We start from the raw sequence: 23332 nt of genomic DNA, 5'->3' as shown, positions 1-23332 counted from the left end.
GGGAAGCCGTCCTCCAAAAACTAATAGGAGAAAACCTTTTATTAGCACAATACAATCTCATCATTGAGACAGGAGAACAAGTAATTGGCATGGACTGGTCTATTAGCCGAAATCGAAAACACGAGCACTTAGAACAATGTTGGCACACACAGCTGAGATTATTCTTGCTAGCAGAATGCACGGCTTACAGCTATGAAAACATCAGCCTAGTGTACTATTTCGTCAATTTGGAAGAGAACCCAGTACACCAGTTTTACTGGAGCGAGCAACAGGACAATAATTTTAAGGAAAGATTGGAGAAAACTCTATCATCGCTACAACAAATAGTAACTCCTGATGGCGCAACCCCACTTACATCTGAACCCTCACAAAATCATGAAGAAAGCCTAAATCTGCTATTCCAAAGGAAAATAAGCTCTTCGCAGTACCTAGATTCCATACCAGAAGTGGAAATTTAAAATGGATACAAGTTCATTCAACCAACACCTAACATCAATAATCCGAATCCTCAATCCATAGCAATAGCCATTCAGATTTTAAGGCGATCGCATACAGAAATCCATAGTATTATCGAAAACTTAGATAGGGGCTCGCCTCTATCTGCCAAACAATCAATCGCTCAAATCATAGGTTGGCTAGCAAACGCTTTACTAATCCTTTAATCAATACATTAGTATGTATGGAAGTCAAGAAAATTGAACTAACCTCAGACGGGTGGACACTTAACATCCTATCAAAAAGAGTTGCCACAATTACAGACCCATTAGGAATCAGAAAAACATCCTACTTCGGCTTTAACAACGAAAAAGATGCGCTCGCATTTCAAAATTACATTTTAGAAAAAAGCCTTTGCACAAGAGCCACAGTTAGACAATCTGAAAGACTAACTACTAATTACGAGTGTAAAGTTTGGAGCGCAAAAACAGAATTGATTACATTCTGTGCAACCAAAGATTTAGAAACATCATCACAAGAGTCGAAAGAAGATGCAATTGTCGCTATTCAATCCGTCCGCTAACCCTAACATTGATAGCCAACTTCCCGATCGGATTGGTTCGCTTTTTAAAGTTCCTGATTTCAATAAAGCAGAAGAACTTGAAAATCTTGCAAAAGGGATGACGGATAGTATCCTACGTAAAAAAAATCCTGCCTGCGGGCTACAGCGCCCAACCAAAAGACGAAAACTAATGGCTAACTCAATGATTGAGGAGGGAATTAAGCTAGAAACCATTCAAACCTGGTTGTACAAAATGGCTGATGCTGCTAAAGAAGGAGAGTTAGACCAAAGTTTGCGGGGTATCACTAGTAAAACGCAGCTTGAAACACTGCATGAAATGATAAATTGGTCGCCTGAGAAAATTGGAGAAACTTTCAGTAGCTCCAGCAACCAAGATAAGAATAAAATTGAAACTCTTTCTAGAGCTAACATCTATACAGAACGAATGGCGCGAAATGCCATCTCAGCACTTTTGCAGTTGCACCTCCCCGAAGAAACAGATCCAGTACGCAAAAGGATAGCTGAGTTAGAACTAGAAATTGTTGGGTACAAAGGTCGAGACTATTTCCCATCTCCAGACCCCGTTGTTTCGCTCATAGTACAACTAGCAGAAATAAAACCAGGAATGAAAATCCTAGAACCTTCTGCTGGCAAAGGTAGCATTTGCGGAAAGGTTCTTGACCTCTATCCGGAGGTCAAGCTAGATGTTGTCGAAATTGACACAACCCTACGAGAACTCCTACATCTCAAAGGGTTCAATCTCGTAGGTACAGACTTCCTACAGTACCACCCAAAAGATCCTTACTCAAGGATCGTGATGAATCCACCTTTTAGCGATATGGTTAGCCACGTTGACCATGCTTATGAATGCTTGGAAGCTCGGGGAAGACTTGTCACAGTTCTTCCTGAGAATGTATTCACAAGTTCCAAGTACAAACAATTCAAAGAATGGATAGACCAAAATGCGACCCATATTGAAAAACTTCCAAAAGATGCATTCATAAGTTCTGACAACTCGACAGGAGTGCAAACCAGAATTGTGGCGATCGCAAAACGGTAACTAATAAGCACAAATATTGGTACACCAAAATCAGTAATACAGTAGAACTATGAAATTCAAACATTCGTTAACCGTTCAAATGACTCCTAATACTCTCCTAAGTTCCCATGGGAGTTCCGCACTCAAAACTTGCAGTTTCATAGAAAATGGTGAAAGTTGCAGTCTATCATTTAATGCTGCCTGTATTAAGAAACTAGATGAATTCATCGAAATCCTAATAAACATGAGAAACGACCTAGCAACACAAAGAAACCTCGAAATTCAGAGGGAATCTCAGTCACTAAAATCTACAGACTATAGCAAAACCAGCAACGGAACTTATGCCATGACGGGTCTCTGATACAAAGCACATATCGACAGTTCAAAGTACCCCCAAGAATTGGGGGTTTTATTTTCTGACAACGTTTTTGCTACGCAAAAAACACCGATGCTCGCAACACAAACAATCTAGACAATCAAAAGTATGCCTAACAAAACTGAGAATGCAAAAACCCAAACACCAAACGAAGTAAACGAAGCAAACGAACTAAACGAACCAACAGAACCAACCGAATCAAACGAACAAGAGACAGACGCTGAGTACAGACAGAAAGCTGAGAAATACAGCTTACAAGAATACACAGGCACTCTTGATTCCATACCAATCTGCCAAATCTTGAATGAAAAGGATACACCCGGATTGTTCGTCAAAGAAAAGGTCCTGGGGTTGATAGGATGGATGGGATCGGAACCAAACTACGAACACACTTTCAGAAGTGGTTCGGTTGAATCAGGGGTTTTGTTCAAAAGCCCCAAAATGCACGTTGTAACCAAATCCCTACGGTTAATTGAAGACCGTGAGACTAAAGAAATTTTAGCTAGCTACGAAACACCAGAAGGAAAGCAATTGTATGAGGAACTTAAAGAAAAGGAACAAGTGACTTTAAGAACCTTGTACCTCATATATCTAGTTGGTGACAATCAAAAACTGCTACACGAAATTCCACTGATTCTCTCAGTCAAAGGAATTGCAGCAGCCCGGTTTGGGGAAGCTTTAAAAGAATTTAGGGTGAAACTTGAAGTTGCTTACGGGCGCTTCATGAAGCAAGGGTACTCGCCCAAGGATAAGAGATTTCATTCAATGGGAATCTTTTGCCCGACGTTCACAGCATCCCTAGAACCAAAAGAGGCAACATCAAAGGAAAAGAAGTCTTGGGTTGCTGTTATCGGAAGCTATGCTGCTCCCAATGCTGATGGAAGCAATATCAGAGATTTCTTAAACGTGGAAGAAACTAGAGAACAAACGATTCACCCACTAGCAGGAAGCGAACAGTACTTCTCCAAGCCCCTTCTCAAAGCTGCTGAGAACACTCACAAACAGCTTGAAGAACCTGAAATTCCACCGGAATCCTTGCAAACATCTCAGCCCATAACACCACCAGTAGTCAAAGGAACTACAGTAGTCGATATTGACTACGAAAATCTTCCTTACTAATAGTCCCAAGAGCTATTAGCGTCAATAATCGGTGCAGTGAGATTCCTTATCTTCACGCACCCACTCACCAATAGAATTATCAACCATGAAAATCACAATACCTGCTCAAAAGCTATCTGATGCGATCGCCACTGCTTGCTGTGCGGTGGCTACAAAGCCAGCAGTTCCCATCTTAAGGAATCTGCTAATCAACGCTGACGAAGAAAACCAAAAACTATTGCTCTGCGGATTCAATCTTAGCTTGGGCATCCAAACTCGTATTGATGCAACAGTAGAGAGTGGTGGCACACTCGCATTACCAGCCGCCCTTCTAAGGGAAACGATACAAAACCTAGGGGGAGACCTCAACCTAGAGATAAAGGACAAAGCTTGCACCATAAGCCATAGCTCAGGAAAATGCAGAATACAAGGCACATCTGCTGAAGAATTCCCCAATTTACCAACAGCAGAAGGTTCTCAAATCAAAATATCTGCAAAAAAGCTAAAAGCAGCAATTGCAGCGACACTCTTTGCAACAAGCAAAAACGAAACCAAATTAGTTCTAACAGGAGTTAACTTTATATTTGATAACTCCGAATGGAGGCTTGCTGCAACAGATGGTCATCGATTGGCATTTGCTTCAATTCCTTCAACAGAAGAAAATGAAAACAATACAAACCTAGCCATTACATTCCCATACCTAAATTTAGGAGAACTAGAAAGAATTCTAGAAAAATCTCCCGACAATGGTACGTGTGAAATCCAAGTTTCCGATAACATTATACAAGTTTTTGTAGGAGAAACAAAAATAACTTCAAGGTTATTGGAAGGAACTTACCCAAGCTATCCATCACTGATTCCAACTCAATTCACATATGAACTATATGTTGATAAAAAAGTTTTGGAATCAGCACTGAGACGAGTACAAATTTTAGCAGAAAAGAAAGACAAAATTGTACAAATCGTATGGGATGTTGGAGAAGAAACTGCAACATTATACGCTCAAGCACAAGACGTTGGTGATGCCGTAGAAAGTATCTCAATCAAGAGCAAAAGCCAAACCAATGAAAACATTACCATTAGCTTCAATATAGATTATCTAAGTCAGGCCATTAAGCATATCACAACAGACGAAATACTCATCAGAGCAAATCGCTGCTCAACACCTGTAATCCTATGTCCTGTTGGCGGGCTTCTAGATCAACTTTCCCTAGTAATGCCCGTTCAAATACGGGATACAGCACAAACATCTCCTAAAGCCAAAGATAAAGATAAAAATGGTGTTGATGAAACTACCGGACAAATTGAATCTCCAAAAGGTGAAACATCACAAAACACTGCCAAAAGAAGAAGGGATAAACAGGTAAAAGAAAATGAACCTGCCATTCCAGCATAACACCTAACACAAGGCACATCCCCCAAACTAGGGGACGGCTTATTCACACAATTTGGGAAAAAATTCTCGGGAAAAGGTAAAAATCGTATGTACCAACCAATTCACCTCAAATACCGTCCACAGTCGTTTGCAGAACTCGTCGGTCAACAGGCAATCGCAACCACGTTAAGCAATGCTATCAGTTCTGTTCGGATTGCCCCAGCGTACCTGTTCACAGGTCCTCGCGGTACAGGTAAAACTTCCAGCGCTCGCATTTTTGCCAAATCTCTCAATTGCTTGGCGGCAAAAAGTCCCACCACTCAGCCCTGCGGCAATTGTAACTCTTGTCAAGCGATCGCTTTGGGGACGTCGCTAGACGTTATCGAACTAGATGCTGCAAGCAACTCTGGCGTTGACAACATCAGAGAATTGATAGAGAGATGCCAATTCGCTGCTTTAGAAAGCAGATACAAAGTCTTCATTATCGACGAATGCCACAGCCTCAGCTCTCAGGGGTGGCAAGCTCTCTTAAAAACGCTGGAAGAACCACCAGCTAACGTAGTGTTCCTCCTATGCACAACAGAAGTGCACAAAGTTCCTGCAACCATAGCTTCACGATGCCAAAAGTTCGATTTTAAGAGAATTGGTGTTAAAGCGATGGTGGAACACCTGCAACACATAGTTAAGGGAGAAACCATTGACATCACTCCAGAAGCACTGAAGCTAATAGCTCAATTGTCCTCTGGATGTTTGAGGGATGCTGAGTGTCTGTTGGATCAACTGAGTTTGCTAGATACTACCATTAACCAGAATTGGGTATGGGAGATAGCAGGGATGGTGCCTGAGCACGAACTACTGACTCTTGTAGAACAAATAACTGTAGGAAACGTAGTTGGTGTCAAAACCATTCTTGATAGCATGATCGAGGACAAAGAACCACTGGTCATTTTGGGGGAAATTATAAAATTCTTCAAAACCATGCTTATTGCACTGTGCAGCCCCAGCCCTGAAAGTGGATATCTGACAGGAATGTTTTCGGACAATTGGAGCGATACTATCAAAGTAGTTTCCTCATGGAATGAGATTTCCATACAAGAAACTATCAAACACCTAACCTCCAGGTATTCTCTTGTTAAAAGTAGCGAATTGCCACATTTGTTCTTGGAAGTCAGCGTCATGGAGATTATTAAGCTGGCTCCCAACAGTACAAATGTGCCCAATTCCGTACCACAACGAGATTTGATGTCACAACAACCTTGGCGGTTATGGTCAAGCCCAGACGACGCAATCTCGTGGGCTAAAGAACTACTACCATATGTGAGTGTGGAAGAGTTAACGGAAAAATGGAATAGAACGCCTAGCGTTAATGGCAAGAAATCTACTGAGTGGGTGAAAGAGGTGCAAAAAATGCTATTCCAGTCACCCGCAACAGTCAAACTTACCACAGTGTAACAAACGACTCCAGAACGACAAATTATTGTCCTTGACAGCAAGTAATTTGTCGTTCTACATCCGAGAACTACTGGCAATATAACTATAACAGTGACAACTATAATTTTAAATTAGAATGATAATTTTAATAAAATTCATCTAATTTACTAATAAATCTATCAACAACTGCTAATAGAAAATAACACCTTAAATGTCATATTTTAAGAAATTTTAAAACAACCCGAAGGTGCTGAATATTCTTTTCCTACCTTGAGATATGGCTCAGATGCCTCAATCAATTCAACAGACAAATTATTTGTTTTTGGTGCGTATCTCACCCTTAGAAATAAACGCAATTCTACTTCCAAGGTTTCCAATCGAGAATACTTCCACGTTGCTTTTGCGGACAAAGAATGAACCTAAATGTCGCTCCTATCCAACCGAAATAATCGGTTATGCCCTAAAAGGATTAACGAAGTTTTTGACCTCCTATACAGCAAAAAAGAATAAAACGATGAACAAAAAACCTAAAGTGCTGGTCAATCCGTACATTGAGAAGTTTATCAGTTAATCAAATTACAAATTTCTAACTTACATTAAATACATTGGAGCGACTATTTGACATTAAAAATGACTGGACAAGAATTAATGGCTCTGAGAATCACCCGTAAAGTGAGTCGTCTTTTGTTAGCTCAAAACGGAGAATGCACTCCTTACCAACTAGCAAGATTTGAGAGAGGGAAAACTCACAAACTGAGTGAATTAAATATCTCAAGAATGGTGAAATACCTAAATTCGCACAATGCGAAGATTAATCAGATTTACCAAACTCTAAAAGAATTTTCACCACGAATCATTCAGACTGGTAATTCTTTCCAAATTTTAATTGGCTCCCCAGAATGGGAACTAGCTAGTGGTACCATAGATGATTGCTTGCAACAAATCCACACTTGGGCAAGCAATTGACTTTAAAAAGATCGGGAAATCGGTGTAAAACTCCTCACTCGCTTAGCTCGCAATCATTTTTTATTCAACGTGTTGGCTACGCCCAACAGGAATCGGGGTGATTTCAATAAGACCCTATATGCATCAAAACCTGAAACCACATAGCATGAGTAAAAACAATAGCTCGTACCAATTCTCATTAATGCTTGAACCAGATCCGGTCAAAAATCAAGAGGTAGTCTTACTCGACGACAAGCGATTCAACCAATGTTTTGAAGTGTGGAAAAACTGCTCCAGATTTGGGTTTGACTTAGAAAGTTATTCAACAATACGAGACTCAGACGGAGCCTTATCTCCAAACACTGGGGAAATTAGGCTCATACAAATAGCAGTAGAGCTGTCCTCCGGTAGTTGCTTAGTTATGGTGATTGATTTGGGATGGACACCCCAGGAACGAACACATATTTATCAACATTTGGAGAAACTTGGATTTTGGAAGACTTTAAGAGAAAGATTAGCAAACCCCAAAGTAGCAGTAGTCGGTCATGCCATGCGGTTTGAACAAGCCTTTATGCTTGCCAAATACGGATTCCCCATCCGTAATATTATAGACACCCAACTCCTATCACAAGTGTATTGGGCAGGGCTAACGCAATGGTTAGACCAAGTAAACAACCGTCCCCATTCCTTAGAATCTGTATGCCTGCGGTTGGCAATTCCCATTGACAAAACTGCCCAAACCTCAGATTGGGGCTGGGGAGAATTGGGAGAAGGAAAGCTCTCCAATCGACAGATAAATTATGCTGCTATTGATGCATCTGTGGTGTTGCAAATTTATGACAAGCTCAAACCCCTAATGGAAGCGGTGGGTGCTTGGAAACATGGACTGATTGAGTGCGGCGCTTCCCCAGCATTTGCCCAAATGGAACATTACGGGATGCCTGTAGATTCTAATGTTCTGCAACAGGTCATTACTGAATATGAATCAGTATTGGAAAAATTGCTCTCTGGGCTGCAAACAACTTTCCCAGAAGCCATAGCAGTACTTAACAGTCCAAAGGCTCTGAAACCACTTATTAATGCAAAATTTCAACTCAATCTTAAAGACACATCAGCAGAAACCCTCAGCGTTCATTGGCGTATTCCGTCCCTCAAATTGCTATCCCTCATCCGTACCCAGCAAAATTACATCAACTACCTCAAAGGGATTGCTAGAAATGTGAAAGATGGTCGAGTTAAAGGAAGCTACAACCAAATTGGGCAAATGGGGCTAGGACGATCGAACTGCCATGAACCCAACCTACAAAATCCACCACACCCAGACAAAATGCCATATGAGCTAAGGCAGTTTAACCTACCAAGCGTGCGAAGCGTGTTTGTCGCTCCACCAGGACACAAATATATCATCAACGACTTGATGGGCGCTCACACTGCGATCGCTGCCCAAGCATCGGGTGACAAACTGCTTATCCAGAAGCTCAATTCGCCTACTGGAGATGCCTTCTGCGTTATTGCTGCCAAAATTGCCACTCTTCAAGGATTGGGTAAGGAGTGGACTGAAGAAAACATCAAACGCTGGAAAAACGATAAAACACATCCAAACCATCCCCAAGCCTCATTATTGAGGTCAGTCAGTAAAAATGCTCATTATGGATGTCAGAACGGATCGGGACCCAAACGACATCAAGAAACAGTGAGAGTAGGTTCTGGTATTGAGCTAAGTTTGTCAGAAGCGAAATTACACATTAGCAGCTGGAAGAAAACCTATTCAACCCTGGCGCAATTCCAGTGGCAAATAGTGCAGGATGCCAGCAAATTCAAACCCCCCGTTTTGGGGCTGGCTGAAATAGAAGCTCGCACTAATTTTGGTGTTGGCTGTGTTAAATCACTGTCAGGACGGTACGTGTTTTTACCCAAATATCCCCAAGATGTTGGAGATAGAAAGCGGCGTTCAGTACGCTTGCCAGATGCCTGTGCCGCCTACTGGACAATCACAGAAGCTACAGTTATTAAGCTTGCCAAAGCCAGATTCATAGAAATTTACGACCAACATCCAGAATGGGTTGGAAAAGTTTGGATAGGAAACTCTTGTCACGATGAGTTAGATGTAATTGCTGCTGTTGAATATGCCTGTGAAGTCGCTAAAACTACCCAAGAAGTCATGCGTTGGAGCATGAGCCAATTCATCTCACTCATCCCAGTACACAAAAACGAATCACCAGAGTCAATTATCTGCGATTCTTGGGCAGACAAACTGTAAAAGCCCTCAAAACAGTCAAAACAATAGCTGTTGTATTTTCATCAGAACAAATGCCTATAAGCCCCTGTCCCTAACTCCTTAACATTCGCAATTCTTAATAAAAAATGCTGCATAAATACGCCTATAGCATTTATGCGACACCAATTACTCAAGAATAACTATGCCAAAACCGAGACTCAGCCAACAGCAAAAAATTTGGATTCAACAATTCAAATCAAAATATTCAAATGTCGAATTGAAGAACGTTTATGAGGGTTTATCAGGTGACCGCATTGTGGTTATAGAATGGTGGGAACGACGTCCAAAAGTTATAACAGAAGAAACAGTGGTGGAAACCCAAATATTGCACCACCTCAGAGTCAAACTAAAAAAATCTGGTAGTCCACGCGAAACAGCAGATTACTCCTTTAAGATTCTCTCTAAAAAAAATGAGGAAATCGTAGAAATACCAGAAGGACAAATCTCACTATCACTACCACAAATATTTGCTGTTCATGAACCTCAAAATCCCGTAGTCATTAAGACCCGATGCAACTTAAAACCTAAGCGCAGACAACCCCGACGAAGTACACAATATAATTTACCTTTGTCAGGGGTTGCTACTAAGTTACATGAAATCAACCTGTCTGATACAGGCGAGGTTCTTAGTCAAGAGGAGCTAATGAACGAAACTGTACTTCATAATGATTCAACGGGCAAAGAAATAAGATTACCTATCACACTCGTGAAAATTCTGTCTGATAAAAAAGCGTCTCCCAGAGAATGGGAAAGCGCAATTTCGCTATATCAAGTTGGAAAATCAAGCTGCCTTATCCAATATCTGGAAGGATTGGACTACCTACGTTCCATCGGAAAAAGCATCTAAGAATTAAAATACCAGAGTTTTAAAGTTCTAAATCACTCGTCTTGTTATGAACGGCTACCACTTTTTGCTGTTTAGGCTCATCATACGCAAATGGGTCAGTACCCCTACCAATTTCTTCAATTAGGGGAACACCATCACCGTCTAGATCGCTGTAGAGAAACTTTCCTGCAACACTAGATGGTGCATGGGCAGCTATATAGTACGCCAAATTCATGACGTACTCTTGAGAACATTCGCCAGATGCCAAATTCTGCACCAATTTATCTATATCAACTTCTTTCATCTTGCTAACATCCTTCACTCCGATTTCAGCAAGATAACCGTCATGAATTTGTTGCTCTCTCTCGCTCACAGTTTCCCTTTTGGCTTGAGATACAAATAATTCTACCTTGTCAACCTCTTCTCGCAATGATTTCATATAAAAAACAAAAAACATTTGTTACTGTTATACCCCCAATCACACTTAATTAACTATAAAGATTTTAAATATTTGATAAATTCTTAAGCAGGTTCCCTCTTTAAGATGGCTGCCAAATATCTACTGCCGTAATTCCCATTTTTCTAGCTTTATCAGAAATTCATAGAAACCGCAAAGGACACATTATTTCAGACAAAGGGAAGCCTAACGGCTACACAATTGTTAGTTGCGATAAAAAATATGGGCACCATACAACTTCCGATTTCGCCAGAAGAAATGCGCTCTTTCTTAGCTCCAGAAAACCTCGCTCAACTATCACTCGTTCCTGCAACAAAATTTGTGTTACCTAATGGAACAAACACTTGTTGCGAAGAGATAGGTTCAGTCATATATATGGGTATAAGAACGAAGAGCGGAGAAATAGAAATTCATATGTTAGTCAATATGGCAGACAAAAGTGTAGAGGTTAAACAGGACCAAGTCAGTATAGAAGAATGGTTGGGCTTATGGGTTTGCTTCCTCAATTCAATCATTTATGATATGGGAGCAGTTGTTTCCGACTTGTCTAATATGAATTTTTAGACTAATATTACCACCTCAATAGACATACCCTTACAGGGTATGTCCTCTATTTGGTTAAAGTATACAAGTGTTCTGTGAGAAAATACATGAATTTTAATCGAAAACATTTCAAAACAGCTATTACAACAGCCAAATGGCTAAGTTTCCTCATTTCTATTGGAATACTCTTTCTGCCCATTGGAATATTAAAAGCTATCGGTTTCCTCAGTTTCAGCCTTGCGTGCATCGTTCTGTTAATTATGGAAGAACAAATGAAATGAATTTGAATGCGTCAAGCTAACCCTCTGGTATCAAAACCAAGAGTTAGCTTACGCTTATTTCCCTAAAATCCCTACAAAAATCCAATTTGAATATGCCCGTATATCTTTATTGGGGGGAAGATGATTTCCTCATAGAACGTGCTGTCAGAAAATTAATAGAACAGCATATAGATCCAGAATGGAAATGCTTCAACTACACCCAACTGTTACCAAATGACAAAGAAACAGTTCCTCTAGCGCTTGCAGAAATCATGACTCTTCCGTTTGGGCAAGGTTGCAAGATAGTTCATCTTCCCAACAGCACCCTTTTGGAAGGGTGTCCTGCTGATGTCTTACTTCAATTAGAGCAAACATTACAAAGTATTCCGGATAGAAACATCCTACTAATTACCAATACGAGCAAGCCAGACAGCAGAAACAAATCTGTAAAACTGCTGTTAGAACACGCGCAAGTTGAGGAATATCCCTTGATTCCTCAATGGAAAACCACGGATCTACAACAACAAGTGTGTAAATTCGCTTCCATGTTAGGTATGGAAGTCGATAAGAATGCCATCCCTTACCTAGCTGAAGCTATTGGCAACAATACAAGACTTTTATGGAACGAACTAGAAAAGCTCAAACTCTACACAAACGGAACGACTATCACCTTAAATGCGGTGAAGGCACTTGTTACGAATAATGCTACTAACAGCCTAGCACTAGCTGAGGCTTGCAGAAAAAGAGAGATTGCATCTTCGCTCAAACTCCTAAACAACCTTCTTGAGCAAAATGAACCTCCTCTCAAAATACAAGCAACACTAACAACTTGCTTTGACACTTGGCTGATCGTCAAAGCTTGCCTTGTACAAGGCTTAAAAGATGATAGCAAAATTGCGTCTACTGCGGAATTAAAAAATCCCAAACGCCTTTACTACCTCAAACAAGAGGTGGCACAAGTTAGTTTATCTAACCTAAGGAATGCCCTTTCTACACTTCTCGAATTAGAAATGGCATTGAAAGGCGGGGCTGATGACACCCGCACACTCCAAACTCACATTATCAAACTCTGCAAAGGCGATGAACAATCAACTCAGCTTATTAAATGATGAACCAGTACAACAACCCTACCAGGCTGTACAACCTGAAACTCAACTCTTCAAGCAAATTCCCAAAACCCTAAGTTGGAGCGATATTCTAGGGCAATTCGTTGCGATCGCCGTCTTGAAAAATGCTTTGGAAAGAGATCGCGTAGGAACGGCATACTTGTTCTCAGGTCCAGATGGGGTCGGGAAAACCCTCACAGCCAAGTGCTTTGTTGAGCAACTTGGATATGCAAACCCAACAGAACATCCAGATGTCCTTTGGGTTGAGCCAACATACCTACACCAAGGTCAGCAGCTGACGGCATCTATTGCAGCAGAACACGAGGTAAAAAGCAAAAGCTTGCCATTGATTAGAATAGAGCAAGTTAGAACTATTACCGAATTTTTGGGAACTTCTGCACTTATCGCAACCAAAAAGGTTGTCGTCATACAATGTGCCGAACAGATGCAAACAGCTGCTGCCAACGCCTTGCTCAAAACCCTGGAAAACCCTACTAACGGCATTCTCATCCTAATATCCAGTGAACCAAAACGGCTATTGTCAACGATCGCTAGCCGCTGCCAGCACTTGTTATTCAACCGCTTGAGCAATGAACAAATGCTTGAGGTTCTCACTAGGCTAGGGTATTCAGAAATCTTAGAGGTCAAGAGTGTCATGGGCTTGGCAACAGGTAGCCCAGGAGCGGCAATTTACCACTACAAGCAACTCAAATCAATTCCGGCAGAACTTCTATTAGAACTGAAACAACCGCCAAAAGATATTCTCAAAGTCATCAATATAAGTAGAGCAGTGGAAACATTAGAACTCCACGCTCAATTGTGGATTTTGCAATACTTACAGTGGTTGTGGTGGCAGCAAACTTCAGATGCTTCTTTGATTGAGAAGTTGCAAAATGCCAAAATGCAGATTCAAATGTTTATACAACCCAAGCTTGTTTGGGATGTACTGCTTATGGAACTTATTAACTGAGGCAAATATTCATCCTCCCCACAAAGAAAAATTTTAGGGGGGATGAAAACAATGGAAGAAGGAGCGCTCGTATTTTGGTAAGTACAATGTGTTTTTTGGTTAATCCCTCGTTTTTTCTAGGAGTTTAAGAAATGGCAGTCATTAAAAAGCTAGATTTGCTTCAAGAACTTAAAAAAAGACATCCTGATGGTGTAATTGAAGCAACAAACGAGAAGTCACGAAATTTCGTTATACTTCTCGAATTAGGTGATAAAGATTTTCGTACCCCAGAGATGATTTGTTTCTTAAAAGAATTTTTCAATCCCGCTAAAAATGACATTTTTTACGTAGTTAACCTTAAGAGCATAGATGTATTAACACCCTGTTCTGCCAGAATTTTAGTAGAGTCTGCATCCGATATTGCTTTAGAACTTAAGACCCCAGTTCTCTTTACTAATGTGCAATCAATGGCAATGGAAAGTTTAGAAAGTCAGGCTTGCCGCTTCAATCCGAACATAATTGTTTGGGCAATAGATGAAGAAGGAAAACCACACCTAGTCGGTCAAGTTCCTAATAAAGTTAAGGAGTTATTAAACTTATTACAAGAAAAAGGTTCAGCAAGCGCCAGTCAAATAGCATCTCTCCAAGAAGGAAACACTTCCAAAAAAACTGTAGGTAATCTTAGTGTTTACCTACAAAAAATGTTTAATGCTGGATTGGTCATTCGAGAAAAAGTAACTGCTCTAGAGCGTAAGGACGCTCTCGCAGGTTGGACATACATTTACAAAACTCCCCCTACCATCCTCCAGCAACTCGAGCAGGAATGAATAATTCTGACTCATTACAATCTGACAATCTCTATCAACCAAAAACTTACCATATTAACTTTCAAAAACTACCATGGCTAAAAAGAATCTTCACAACTACACCTTATTTGATGTCGCAGAGGTAGAAAAACAAACCCTTGTACAACAAAGCATACAAACTATAAGTCCCAACACACGTAAAATGATGCGTGTCATGGCAGAATTAGGCGTTAACAAATTTGTCTTCGCAAGCTTATTAGAATTTAGCGGAGTTGATATCAACCTAGTTAAGTATTTAGCAGGTCCGATTATGGTTAGCGGTTCTTCACAATCGCAGTCATTACCACCTTGGCTAATGACTGCGATTGCAGTTGACAGGCTGGACATGGTGTTTGCTGACCTGGATGCCGATTCAGTATCTGAGATAGTATCCCCAAGTGAAGTTGCTGCTGCTATCATGACTGCCTCACTAGACATACCTATCAAAAGCAACTGGGTCTCAGTGTATCTTTGGGCTGGGTATCAAACCCTCGCAAAACACAAACGATTAGACCCCAACACTAATTTCTGGAATCTCTTTGGAGACGGTTTCTTCGTTAACTACGACACAATTAAATGTGATTATGAATCACTGGCGAGAGATCTACGCGAAATGGTAGTCCGAGAAGCAGAAAAACAAGGTTGGGGAATGAAATCTAGAAAAACCAAACACCCGTCAACTCAGCCAAAAGAAGAAACCACAATAGCCAACGTACAGTTATCGTTATTCTAGGTAAAAGCAACCATCACACTCTTATTGCCGCAATAAGAGTGTGGATTACAACTCTAGAACCATTTTTATTTAAATACTAAGTAAGAGCTACGCTTTGAATCGATAGGAGTTCGTTTAAATATTCAAAGATGAAAATTCTCACAATTACTCAAATTCTCACGTTAGTTTTTATCTCCGAATTGACCATTAGTTATGGTTGGAGAAAAATTCACAAATCAAGCTACAAAACAAACCACTTATTCCGAGTGGTGACCTTGCCTATAATGCTGCATTTAATCTTCCACGACTTAATGCTATAGATAGCTGTACCAAAGCAAACAAGCACGGTTAAAGCTGCAAAAACCCCACTCGGATCGGGTAGTGGGGTTAGACCTAGCTAGGTTATGGTTTCAAGCGTTCGCCTTCTTTGTCCTAATAAAGAAGCGACGATAGGCATTGAGCCGAGATGTTTGTAAAATCATGCAAGATAGTCTGAAAACCTTGATTATAGCTACCTTTTAGCCATTCTTGAAAATTCAGTGCTACATGAAAAAATGCAAACAGACGGTTGACTGAAGATGAGATTAAGCATCCCATTCTCATTTCGTGTAATGCCAACAAATGACCCTAAGTTGGCATTTTACCAACTTAGGAATTAACTGCAACTAGAAAAAACGTTAGTTAAAACAGCAGATTTTCAAACCTTCATTTTATGTTTTTAGCTATCTTGCTTTTCCAGGTATTCTAAGCAAGCGAGCCGAGTTAGCAAGGATACCTAAGTCAGGTAAGACTTGGGCAACCGCCGCGAAGATAGGTGGTAGAAAACCTAGAGCAGCCAGTGATAACCCAGCCAAGTTATATACTGTGGTAAAAGCAATGTTTAGTTTGACCACCCGCATTGTGCGGTAAGCAATATACAGTACTTCAGGAACGAGTGTCCAATCGTCTCGCATCAGGGCGATGTGTGCAGCTTCAATTGCCACATCAGTGCCAGCTACTCCCATTGCTATGCCAATATCAGCTTGCGCTAGAGATGGCGCATCGTTCACGCCGTCGCCCACCATAATAACGGTATGCCCTTTAGCTTGGTAAGATTTCACGACAGCAATCTTGTCTTCAGGCAAGAGGTTGGCACGATAACTTACTCCAAGGCGTGAGGCAATCATCTTGGCAGTCCGTTCATTATCACCAGTAAGCAGTTCAACGTGCCGTACACCAAGGCGACGTACAGCAGCGAGCGCTCGTGGCACTTCTTGGCGTAAAGCATCAGCGGCAGCAAGTACACCAACTAAGTTATTATCAAAGGCTACAAATAACAGCGTTTTTCCTTGTACTTCCAGTTCATCAGCAATGGGAGAAGATACTGTTGTTGGCAGCATCCGGCGATTGCCAACAGTCACAGCAATGTCATTGATTCGTGCTCGTACACCCATGCCAGGTACTGCTGTAAAATCAATAGGCTCGTGCAATGTTAGTTGGCGTTGCTAGGCAGCATTACGTACTGCTAAAGCTAAAGGATGCTCAGAGTAGCGTTCAGCAGAGGCAGCAACCTGTAGTAATTGAGATTCAGAAACGTTCCCCAACGGTATTACATCTGTAATTTGCGGACGCCCCGATGTGAGTGTTCCCGTCTTGTCAATTAACAATACATCTGCACGATCTAGTACCTCCAGATACTTGCCACCTTTAATGAGGAGACCGCGTTTGGCACCTGCACCAATAGAAGCCAGCATCGCAACGGGAGTTGCCAGGGCTAAGGAGCAGGAGCAAGCTACTACCAGTACCGCCGCAGTAGCCAGGGGATCGCGACGAACAACGAAGGTGAGAGTAGCAATACCTATCACAAAAGGTAGGAAATAGGCTGAAAACTTATCAGCAATGCGCTGTACACCTGCTCGGTGTCTTTCCGCTTCCTCCACCATTTTGATGACCCGCCCAAAGGTGGTGTCTTTATCGATATGGGTAGCGCGGATGTGCAGACTGCCTAAACAGGCTATAGTGGCTGCGAACACACTAGCACCAGCACTAACCTCAATGGGTATGGATTCGCCAGTAATAGTTGCTTGGTCAACCGTTGCTTGACCGCTAAGTACTTCACCATCAACAGGAATTTTCTCACCAGGTCGGACGATGATTGTTTCGCCTAAGAGAACTTCGCCTACTGGTACTTCTTGCTCTACACCATTTCGTACAACCCGCGCCATTTTAGGAGCCATTGCGGTTAAATCTTTAACGGCACGACGGGCACGCTCCGCCGTGAACTTCTCGACATACTCTCCGATATACATGAAGAACACGACAATAGCAGCCGTAGCCCATTCACCAACAACGAGGGCAGCTATGATGCCAATGGTCATAAGAGTATGAGCGGTAATTCTCCCTTTAAGGGTTGTGCCAATGACATTGCCAAAGAGGGGAAAGCCCACAAGCAAAACAATCGCCAAACCAATGAACCAAGGGACGTGCTTGGTCAAAGCGGCAAAAAGTCCCAATCGTTCACCCACCACAATAATGAATAGAACAGTCCCAAAGACAACACCGAACAAAACTAAAATGTTTTTTTGAAAATCACTGAAAGACTGATGTGCAGGATTGTCTTTAGTTTCTGTGGGGAGCGAATACCCGGCATTTTCTACCGCTTGACGAATATCAGCTAAAGTCACCTGTGTCGGATCAAGTTGAATAACAGCTTTTTTGGAAGAAACAAAGGTATCGACTGATTTGACACCAGCTAACTTCCCGATAGCCTGCTGAACGTGCCTCGCACAATCCGCACAATCCATCCCGTTCACCGCCACTTCAAGCGTTTTCTGCAAGCTAGAGTTAAGCGTATCTTCTGGTTTTGGTGTAATAATAGAATACCCAGCGGCTTCGACTGCCGAGCAGATATCGGCTAACCCTACTTGCCTTGGATTAAGCTGAACAACTGCTTTCTTAGAAGACCAGAAAGCTTCGACTGATGCGACACCAGACAGTTTTCCTATTGCCTGCTGAACGTGCCTTGCACAATCGGCGCAGTCCATCCCGTTAACCACAACCTCAAGCGTTTGCAGGTTGGACATAATTAACATTTCTCCTTTTCGCTATAACGGGTGCATTCGTAAACCCCTTTTGCCACGTCCGCCAATAGCTCATCTATCAGGTGTAGAACAGTCGCTACTCTTGAGTCACTAAGCTGATAACGAACATAGCGTCCTTGCTGAGAACTGGTCACTAACCCACAGTCGCGGAGACATCCCAAATGATTGGAGGCATTCGATTTACTCAGACCAGTAATTTCTACAATTTCCGTCACAGTTAAAGAACCTGCCCGTAAGGCATCGAGGATAGCAAGCCGTGAAGGGTCGGAAAAACCACGTAAGAGTTTGGCTTTTAGGTCAATAGCTTGGGTTTGAGCGAGTATCACCATTGGCTTAATCAATTAGATTAATTCATCATATCATGAACTAATGATATGTTAGCGTTTATCTGGGAAAGGCAGAGGGCAGAAGGGAGTTACAAGTATTAAAGGTAACAAGTAATACCCTCAGTTCCGTCTGCCTTCTACCATTTATGTATAAAATACTACTATTTATTCAGTGTCTACAATCAGTTGGGGTCAGAATCCCCAACAGAAGTGAGCCTTCTGCCATCTGCCTTCTTCAAATAAATTTTTTAGTGAAGGATTGAATAAACATTTAAAAACACATACCAACTAATAACCAAAAGCTGGTAAAACGCTAAAAATCCGGGATACTGGCAGTAACGCTACCCCTTATGCAGTCGAGTTTCGCCGTATGTCTGCTCTGGATACCGTCTCGGATGCCTAATCATCAAAAGTTGGTAAAAATGAATGCATGAGTTATTGCATTCATGTTCAAACAAATTTTTTTGTCACAGCCAACAACCACCGCTCAATAACCTGTACGAATCCCTGTCGCCACAAATCAATCCATTCGCTATTGGTTAAATCCGATACTTTTTTACTCACTAACGCTAACCAATGGAGTGTTTTCTGCAGCAAAATCCACCCAAAATAATAAACCTTGCTCGCTTTGGCAGATTTGCGATCGCACGAGCACAACCACGTGAAATCCAAATCTTACTAACCTATCCTCATGGTGCTACCACTATTTCTTTTATCTCGTGGTTAATCACTCTTTCTAGTATTGATAACGGAGCCTAGCACGTACAAAAATGAGGAAGGTTTATTTAGGGTATCCTGCACTACCCCTAGATAAATCGAGGGGTTTTGAACCTTACAACAAATCAATCTCCGATCGTAAAAAAACCTTGTTCTTGCGCGATGCGCGAATTAGAAAACAGTATCAAAATTAACACAAAGTAAGTCTGTATGTCAATTACCATTGGTCAAAACGAAGCTTTCCTACTTGTCCCCTTCAACATTCTCCAAACCACAGCCAACAGCCTGAGAAACGCTGGAGTTGCAATCAACGTCAAGAAATCAGGGGGAATGCATCGAATCTTGATACAAAAGAAACCAGAAGGATTTTGCATTACTCAACTCATTCAGAGTTTGTCGTTAAGTCAAATCACTACTCAAGCAAATCCTTCAGCTACTTCTGTAGAAATCTCTGCCTCCAACGTAAGTCAAACACATACAGAAGAAGCAAATACGACACAAGTACCAGAAGAAGCAGAGCAACAACTCAGTCAAACAACTGGGATAGAAGCCGCACAGACACTCCTTTGTGAGCCTAACCCTGAAATTGGTAACGACGTTGTAACTATTGAAACTGAAGAAACAATCGAAACAACGGAAACAGCAGAGTCGGTCGAATCGGCAGTTGAGTCCAATGCTGCCGAATCTCTCATGGCTACATTGGACGAACTAGAACAACAATCTTTGGAACAACTGCAAGAGTGGGCAAAAGCTCACTCAATCCCTGGACACTCAAAGATGAAGCAACCCAAAACTCTAGCTAAGAAACTGGCTGGGAAAATCAAAGCTGTTCAACTCCAAGCAACAGCCTAAACAAAAACTCTCTCACTGTTATCGATAACAGTAACAAGAAAAATCTAGTTGTGCTTGCAGTCTCAGCACGCAATTAGATTTTTTTTTGGCGCATACGCGCATAAAAGAAAAACTATAAAAGGAAGTCACGAATATGTCCCAATATATCAATCAGGTTACCCTCATAGGTCGCGCCGGACAAGACCCTGACTGCCGATTCTTCGAGTCCGGTGCTGTTAAGGCTTCTGTATCCCTAGCCGTCAGGGGACAGAAGAAGGATGAAACTTTGTGGTTTGACGTTGAAGCTTGGTCAAACTTGGCTGACGTAATTGCCAACTATGTCAGAAGTGGCACAACAATTTGCGTAGTTGGGGAATTGGTTCTCGATCAATGGATTGACTCCCGAACCAACGAACTGAGAACCAAACCCGTTATTAGAGTTCAGAACCTCGAACTCTTGGGATCGCCCAGAAACCAGAACCAGCAAGCAACAACTACCCCCACTAACGGAACACCCCCAGTTCCGTCAGCAGAGGAAATAACAAACGCTAATTTCTAAATTTTCAAACCAGTTCCACCCAAAACCTCATTCATCCCCAAAAGCCTTGGAATGAATGAGGCTACGCCTACGCCAACAGAAAATACACTGGAGACCTCAATGAATAACGCAACCATGACAGTAACCATAAAATCCATCAACGAACGCTTCGATAGTGAAGGTGTCAAAATATGCTATGGGTTGTTGGAGTTCTGCTTTTACAGCAAGGACGGAGTAACTCCAACACAAATCAACTACAGGACAAAAGGCGCACCTGCTGTCCAAATAGCAGAAGCTGGCGAAGGGGCAACGGGAGTTGCAATCGGATTCCTTGATTACCAGACAATTGACAAAGGCGAATACAAAGATAAACTCACGAGCTTGGTAATCCGCAAGTTCCTCCTAACACCAACACCAACAACATCAACCGTACCCACATCATCAATTCTAATTCCAAACACAGATCGAGAACTTGTCGCTGTTGCAGCTTCCAATAACTCAAACGGCACCAACGGATATCTCGCAACGAACGACAATCACAGTACGGATAGCAACAACCCGGATGACATTCCGTTCTAGACCATTCGTACAAAAAAGTTAGTGTCAGCAAGTCGCTGGCATTAATTTTTTTCAAAATTGGAGAAATTTGCGCCACAATTGAGATAAGATTATAGCAATTATATAGTCATTCACAACTCCCAATCCAACGTAAAACTCTCCTCACCATCAACAGATTCAACTTGCGGGTTATCTGGGATATGAGTTGACTCATCCACAGTAAGCTGCTTTCGTTCTGTGGGTGCTGGTTGGTGGTTAACAACTACAGACTGTACTGGTAACACACCCTGCTTAAACGCAAAGTAGCAATCCACAATAAAGTAAAGCGTCTCAAGGTAACTTTTACCCAACCGTTGCGATTCTGCAAAAATGCGATCGCGGTAGCTGTCTTTGATTCGGACTTTTTCTGGAGTTTTGTCTTGCTGAGAAACCATACTAAAAAAATTCGTAGTTCGTAATTCGTAATTCGTAATTAAGAGTTCATCAATTACACACCATCAGTAGATCCGCTCGTTGAGAAAGAAGCTCCAATGGTTTTAGCCATTTGCAATAGCCCATAAGAATTAGCCTCCACTGGGTTATCGAGAATTTCAAACCCGTTCTGCACGAGCAGTTTTTTAAATCCAGGCAGCAAGCAACCGCCACCAATCGCCCAAATTTCATCACCTTGGTGTTTTGACTCCAGGGCGAGATTGACTGGTTTTTTCAGATAGCTTTCGTACCACTCTTTAAGACAAGTGGTGTAAACGTCTTTGATATCGATGTCGCGGCTGTACTTAGTATGTCCCATTTCAAGACAAAAGCGAATTTTTGATAAATCACCAAGCTTCCCGCCGTTGAGAGGTTTCATCTTCTTGGCAATCTCACCAATAAGAGCTTCCACACCTGCAGCGTAGGGAGTATGGACTTCTCTTTTCCCCTGAAAGTAACGAGAATAAAGCGTTGTCCCATTCCCAAAATCTACAACGGTTAATCTTTTGGGCAGTTTTCTACCAAATAGAGCACCCATACCTTCAGGTACGACTTTGAGAACCTCTACCCTGACATCAGAGGGTTTACCAGCGAGCATTGGTTGATATTCACCATTAAGCACTTCTAACAAGTCATCAGTCAAAGCAACATCATGCAAACTGACAACAAGCTTTAAGTGCCAAGTCTTACGGTGTGGTAGATGAGCCAACGCACCCAGTAAGGTTATGAGGGCGTTGTTTACTTTGTTAACGTTGCTATCGGTGTTCCGCTCGAAGTAAAATCCGGTGCGGAAAGCCGACTCCCCAACAGTGTAAGCATTGCCGTTAAAAACTACTCTACCGGGTACATCTTCCATATCTTCTCGTGAGATGTAACTGGGAATTCTGACTACATCAAAACCATCGACCAACAGTTTGACGCTGCCATAGCCGTTGTCAAAACCGGCACAAAAAATTTTTTGATTCGCGTGAATGTTCTTCATGGTAAAAGCAGTGTAATCTAGATACAGGAGCAAGCGATTAATTACAAATTACGAGTTACGAATTCTTGGCTCGTGGGGGCTAAATGGGGTACAACAACTTAATAGGTTTAATATACCCCAAGAATAACACACATATACCCTATATAGGGGTTAAATTGGAGAAAAAAGTCGTAGGGTACGCTTAGCCCCCACTTATACCCCAAAAATCCGAGAAAGTCGTAATTGCCTAATTCTTGGCTTACATCCATCTCAATATGATTGCTTCCGGTCGAGTTCTGGAGTCTTTTCTCCACGCTCTTTGTATCTCTTATCCCACACCAAGTAAATTTCTTCCCATTCGGCATCAGTTGGTGGCTGGTCTTTGGTCGTCAGTTCAAGAAAGCGAGTTAGATGACGATAACGAGGCTTATCCTTAAACAAAAGGATTAAATTCCGATCCAAAACTGGGTCGAATCCTTTGGCAAGCCAAGCAAGATACTCGGTATCAAGCATATTAAGGTCTTGAATTTGGTCGTCCATAATTATTTATAGAATGCAGTCTATTAACTTTACATTATCGTCATGACTTCATAACAGCTTATCAATCTCTGCC

General features: G+C 41.7%; 23 protein-coding genes and 2 pseudogenes. 19 read left to right on the top strand and 6 right to left on the bottom strand.

The annotated features are described in order from the left end of the window. From WA1_RS57955 to WA1_RS50270, 10 genes and pseudogenes are all read left to right on the top strand, one after another. Positions 1-458 (top strand): annotated as a pseudogene (locus WA1_RS57955) (hypothetical protein); the annotation flags it as partial. Between the two features lie 221 nt (positions 459-679). After that, a complete protein-coding gene (locus tag WA1_RS50315) occupies positions 680-1018 on the top strand; it encodes a hypothetical protein (RefSeq protein WP_017741137.1) in 339 nt (112 codons plus the stop codon). Further along, a complete protein-coding gene (locus tag WA1_RS50310) occupies positions 987-2057 on the top strand; it encodes a DNA methyltransferase family protein (protein WP_017741136.1) in 1071 nt (356 codons plus the stop codon). The genes WA1_RS50315 and WA1_RS50310 overlap by 32 nt, the downstream gene beginning before the upstream one ends. A 49-nt stretch (positions 2058-2106) precedes the next feature. Further along, a complete protein-coding gene (locus tag WA1_RS50305) occupies positions 2107-2397 on the top strand; it encodes a hypothetical protein (RefSeq protein ID WP_017741135.1) in 291 nt (96 codons plus the stop codon). Positions 2398-2520: 123 nt separating this feature from the next. Further along, entirely contained in the window at positions 2521-3531 is a 1011-nt protein-coding gene (locus tag WA1_RS50300; RefSeq protein WP_017741134.1) for a DUF5895 domain-containing protein, read from the top strand. Between the two features lie 85 nt (positions 3532-3616). Continuing rightward, positions 3617-4906 (top strand): DNA polymerase III subunit beta, encoded by a 1290-nt coding sequence (gene dnaN / locus WA1_RS50295; protein WP_017741133.1) that lies wholly within the window; start codon positions 3617-3619, stop codon positions 4904-4906. An 87-nt stretch (positions 4907-4993) separates the two neighbouring features. Beyond that, entirely contained in the window at positions 4994-6337 is a 1344-nt protein-coding gene (gene dnaX, locus WA1_RS50290; protein WP_017741132.1) for a DNA polymerase III subunit gamma/tau, read from the top strand. A 609-nt stretch (positions 6338-6946) separates the two neighbouring features. After that, the gene (locus WA1_RS50280) at positions 6947-7282 is read left to right on the top strand and encodes a hypothetical protein (RefSeq protein ID WP_017741130.1); all 336 of its coding nucleotides are present in this window, start codon (positions 6947-6949) and stop codon (positions 7280-7282) included. A gap of 145 nt (positions 7283-7427) precedes the next feature. Next, positions 7428-9521, top strand: a complete 2094-nt coding sequence (locus WA1_RS50275) for a DNA polymerase (protein ID WP_148663084.1) — start codon at positions 7428-7430, stop codon at positions 9519-9521. 160 nt (positions 9522-9681) lie between these two features. After that, positions 9682-10386, top strand: a complete 705-nt coding sequence (locus tag WA1_RS50270) for a hypothetical protein (RefSeq protein ID WP_017741128.1) — start codon at positions 9682-9684, stop codon at positions 10384-10386. A gap of 19 nt (positions 10387-10405) precedes the next feature. Here the strand turns inward: WA1_RS50270 and WA1_RS50265 are convergent, their stop codons facing one another. Continuing rightward, positions 10406-10804 carry a hypothetical protein gene (locus WA1_RS50265; protein ID WP_272819484.1) on the bottom strand — a complete coding sequence of 133 codons (399 nt, stop codon included), beginning with the start codon at positions 10802-10804 and terminating at the stop codon, positions 10406-10408. Positions 10805-11044: 240 nt separating this feature from the next. On the opposite strand from WA1_RS50265, the gene WA1_RS50260 reads away from it, so the two are divergent. The 5 genes from WA1_RS50260 (at position 11045) to WA1_RS50240 (ending at position 15258) form a co-directional block, all read left to right on the top strand. Further along, positions 11045-11386 carry a hypothetical protein gene (locus tag WA1_RS50260; RefSeq protein WP_017741126.1) on the top strand — a complete coding sequence of 114 codons (342 nt, stop codon included), beginning with the start codon at positions 11045-11047 and terminating at the stop codon, positions 11384-11386. A gap of 352 nt (positions 11387-11738) precedes the next feature. Then, positions 11739-12734 (top strand): DNA polymerase III subunit delta, encoded by a 996-nt coding sequence (gene holA, locus WA1_RS50255; RefSeq protein WP_017741124.1) that lies wholly within the window; start codon positions 11739-11741, stop codon positions 12732-12734. Next, a complete protein-coding gene (locus WA1_RS50250; protein ID WP_017741123.1) occupies positions 12706-13701 on the top strand; it encodes an AAA family ATPase in 996 nt (331 codons plus the stop codon). The genes holA and WA1_RS50250 overlap by 29 nt, the downstream gene beginning before the upstream one ends. A 131-nt stretch (positions 13702-13832) precedes the next feature. Then, positions 13833-14507 (top strand): hypothetical protein, encoded by a 675-nt coding sequence (locus WA1_RS50245; protein ID WP_017741122.1) that lies wholly within the window; start codon positions 13833-13835, stop codon positions 14505-14507. A 73-nt stretch (positions 14508-14580) separates the two neighbouring features. Continuing rightward, a complete protein-coding gene (locus WA1_RS50240; RefSeq protein WP_017741121.1) occupies positions 14581-15258 on the top strand; it encodes a hypothetical protein in 678 nt (225 codons plus the stop codon). Between the two features lie 701 nt (positions 15259-15959). On the opposite strand, the pseudogene WA1_RS59125 reads toward WA1_RS50240, so the two are convergent. Together WA1_RS59125 and WA1_RS50230 are read right to left on the bottom strand one after the other, a co-directional pair. After that, positions 15960-18299 (bottom strand): annotated as a pseudogene (locus tag WA1_RS59125) (heavy metal translocating P-type ATPase). Positions 18300-18301: 2 nt separating this feature from the next. After that, a complete protein-coding gene (locus tag WA1_RS50230; RefSeq protein WP_017741118.1) occupies positions 18302-18646 on the bottom strand; it encodes an ArsR/SmtB family transcription factor in 345 nt (114 codons plus the stop codon). Positions 18647-19219: 573 nt separating this feature from the next. On the opposite strand from WA1_RS50230, the gene WA1_RS50225 reads away from it, so the two are divergent. The 4 genes from WA1_RS50225 (at position 19220) to WA1_RS50210 (ending at position 21308) form a co-directional block, all read left to right on the top strand. Beyond that, a complete protein-coding gene (locus WA1_RS50225) occupies positions 19220-19402 on the top strand; it encodes a hypothetical protein (RefSeq protein WP_017741117.1) in 183 nt (60 codons plus the stop codon). Between the two features lie 168 nt (positions 19403-19570). Continuing rightward, positions 19571-20212, top strand: coding sequence for a hypothetical protein (locus tag WA1_RS50220; RefSeq protein ID WP_017741116.1), 642 nt, complete (start codon positions 19571-19573; stop codon positions 20210-20212). Positions 20213-20345: 133 nt separating this feature from the next. Next, positions 20346-20750 carry a single-stranded DNA-binding protein gene (gene ssb, locus WA1_RS50215; RefSeq protein ID WP_017741115.1) on the top strand — a complete coding sequence of 135 codons (405 nt, stop codon included), beginning with the start codon at positions 20346-20348 and terminating at the stop codon, positions 20748-20750. Positions 20751-20849: 99 nt separating this feature from the next. Continuing rightward, positions 20850-21308 carry a hypothetical protein gene (locus tag WA1_RS50210; RefSeq protein ID WP_017741114.1) on the top strand — a complete coding sequence of 153 codons (459 nt, stop codon included), beginning with the start codon at positions 20850-20852 and terminating at the stop codon, positions 21306-21308. A 110-nt stretch (positions 21309-21418) separates the two neighbouring features. On the opposite strand, the gene WA1_RS50205 is transcribed toward WA1_RS50210, so the two are convergent. The 3 genes from WA1_RS50205 to WA1_RS50195 all read right to left on the bottom strand — a co-directional run bounded on the left by WA1_RS50205 (position 21419) and on the right by WA1_RS50195 (position 23259). Next, positions 21419-21721: a hypothetical protein gene (locus WA1_RS50205; RefSeq protein WP_017741113.1), complete on the bottom strand. Its 303-nt coding sequence runs from the start codon at positions 21719-21721 to the stop codon at positions 21419-21421. A 53-nt stretch (positions 21722-21774) separates the two neighbouring features. After that, positions 21775-22740, bottom strand: coding sequence for a ParM/StbA family protein (locus tag WA1_RS50200; protein WP_017741112.1), 966 nt, complete (start codon positions 22738-22740; stop codon positions 21775-21777). A 249-nt stretch (positions 22741-22989) separates the two neighbouring features. Next, positions 22990-23259: a hypothetical protein gene (locus WA1_RS50195; RefSeq protein WP_017741111.1), complete on the bottom strand. Its 270-nt coding sequence runs from the start codon at positions 23257-23259 to the stop codon at positions 22990-22992. Between the last annotated feature and the right edge of the window lie 73 nt (positions 23260-23332).

It is taken from the genome of Scytonema hofmannii PCC 7110 (genome assembly GCF_000346485.2).
Taxonomy (GTDB): domain Bacteria; phylum Cyanobacteriota; class Cyanobacteriia; order Cyanobacteriales; family Nostocaceae; genus Scytonema; species Scytonema hofmannii.
This window is presented reverse-complemented; position numbering and strand designations above follow the sequence as displayed.

What these genes read in the sequence shown, in the direction of transcription:
- WA1_RS50315 (WP_017741137.1), top strand. Translation starts at nt 680, where the DNA reads ATGGAAGTCAAGAAAATTGAACTAACCTCAGACGGGTGGACACTTAAC.
- WA1_RS50310 (WP_017741136.1), top strand. Translation starts at nt 987, where the DNA reads ATGCAATTGTCGCTATTCAATCCGTCCGCTAACCCTAACATTGATAGC.
- WA1_RS50305 (WP_017741135.1), top strand. Translation starts at nt 2,107, where the DNA reads ATGAAATTCAAACATTCGTTAACCGTTCAAATGACTCCTAATACTCTC.
- WA1_RS50300 (WP_017741134.1), top strand. Translation starts at nt 2,521, where the DNA reads ATGCCTAACAAAACTGAGAATGCAAAAACCCAAACACCAAACGAAGTA.
- dnaN (WP_017741133.1), top strand. Translation starts at nt 3,617, where the DNA reads ATGAAAATCACAATACCTGCTCAAAAGCTATCTGATGCGATCGCCACT.
- dnaX (WP_017741132.1), top strand. Translation starts at nt 4,994, where the DNA reads ATGTACCAACCAATTCACCTCAAATACCGTCCACAGTCGTTTGCAGAA.
- WA1_RS50280 (WP_017741130.1), top strand. Translation starts at nt 6,947, where the DNA reads ATGACTGGACAAGAATTAATGGCTCTGAGAATCACCCGTAAAGTGAGT.
- WA1_RS50275 (WP_148663084.1), top strand. Translation starts at nt 7,428, where the DNA reads ATGAGTAAAAACAATAGCTCGTACCAATTCTCATTAATGCTTGAACCA.
- WA1_RS50270 (WP_017741128.1), top strand. Translation starts at nt 9,682, where the DNA reads ATGCCAAAACCGAGACTCAGCCAACAGCAAAAAATTTGGATTCAACAA.
- WA1_RS50265 (WP_272819484.1), bottom strand. Translation starts at nt 10,804, where the DNA reads ATGAAATCATTGCGAGAAGAGGTTGACAAGGTAGAATTATTTGTATCT.
- WA1_RS50260 (WP_017741126.1), top strand. Translation starts at nt 11,045, where the DNA reads ATGGGCACCATACAACTTCCGATTTCGCCAGAAGAAATGCGCTCTTTC.
- holA (WP_017741124.1), top strand. Translation starts at nt 11,739, where the DNA reads ATGCCCGTATATCTTTATTGGGGGGAAGATGATTTCCTCATAGAACGT.
- WA1_RS50250 (WP_017741123.1), top strand. Translation starts at nt 12,706, where the DNA reads ATGAACAATCAACTCAGCTTATTAAATGATGAACCAGTACAACAACCC.
- WA1_RS50245 (WP_017741122.1), top strand. Translation starts at nt 13,833, where the DNA reads ATGGCAGTCATTAAAAAGCTAGATTTGCTTCAAGAACTTAAAAAAAGA.
- WA1_RS50240 (WP_017741121.1), top strand. Translation starts at nt 14,581, where the DNA reads ATGGCTAAAAAGAATCTTCACAACTACACCTTATTTGATGTCGCAGAG.
- WA1_RS50230 (WP_017741118.1), bottom strand. Translation starts at nt 18,646, where the DNA reads ATGGTGATACTCGCTCAAACCCAAGCTATTGACCTAAAAGCCAAACTC.
- WA1_RS50225 (WP_017741117.1), top strand. Translation starts at nt 19,220, where the DNA reads ATGGAGTGTTTTCTGCAGCAAAATCCACCCAAAATAATAAACCTTGCT.
- WA1_RS50220 (WP_017741116.1), top strand. Translation starts at nt 19,571, where the DNA reads ATGTCAATTACCATTGGTCAAAACGAAGCTTTCCTACTTGTCCCCTTC.
- ssb (WP_017741115.1), top strand. Translation starts at nt 20,346, where the DNA reads ATGTCCCAATATATCAATCAGGTTACCCTCATAGGTCGCGCCGGACAA.
- WA1_RS50210 (WP_017741114.1), top strand. Translation starts at nt 20,850, where the DNA reads ATGAATAACGCAACCATGACAGTAACCATAAAATCCATCAACGAACGC.
- WA1_RS50205 (WP_017741113.1), bottom strand. Translation starts at nt 21,721, where the DNA reads ATGGTTTCTCAGCAAGACAAAACTCCAGAAAAAGTCCGAATCAAAGAC.
- WA1_RS50200 (WP_017741112.1), bottom strand. Translation starts at nt 22,740, where the DNA reads ATGAAGAACATTCACGCGAATCAAAAAATTTTTTGTGCCGGTTTTGAC.
- WA1_RS50195 (WP_017741111.1), bottom strand. Translation starts at nt 23,259, where the DNA reads ATGGACGACCAAATTCAAGACCTTAATATGCTTGATACCGAGTATCTT.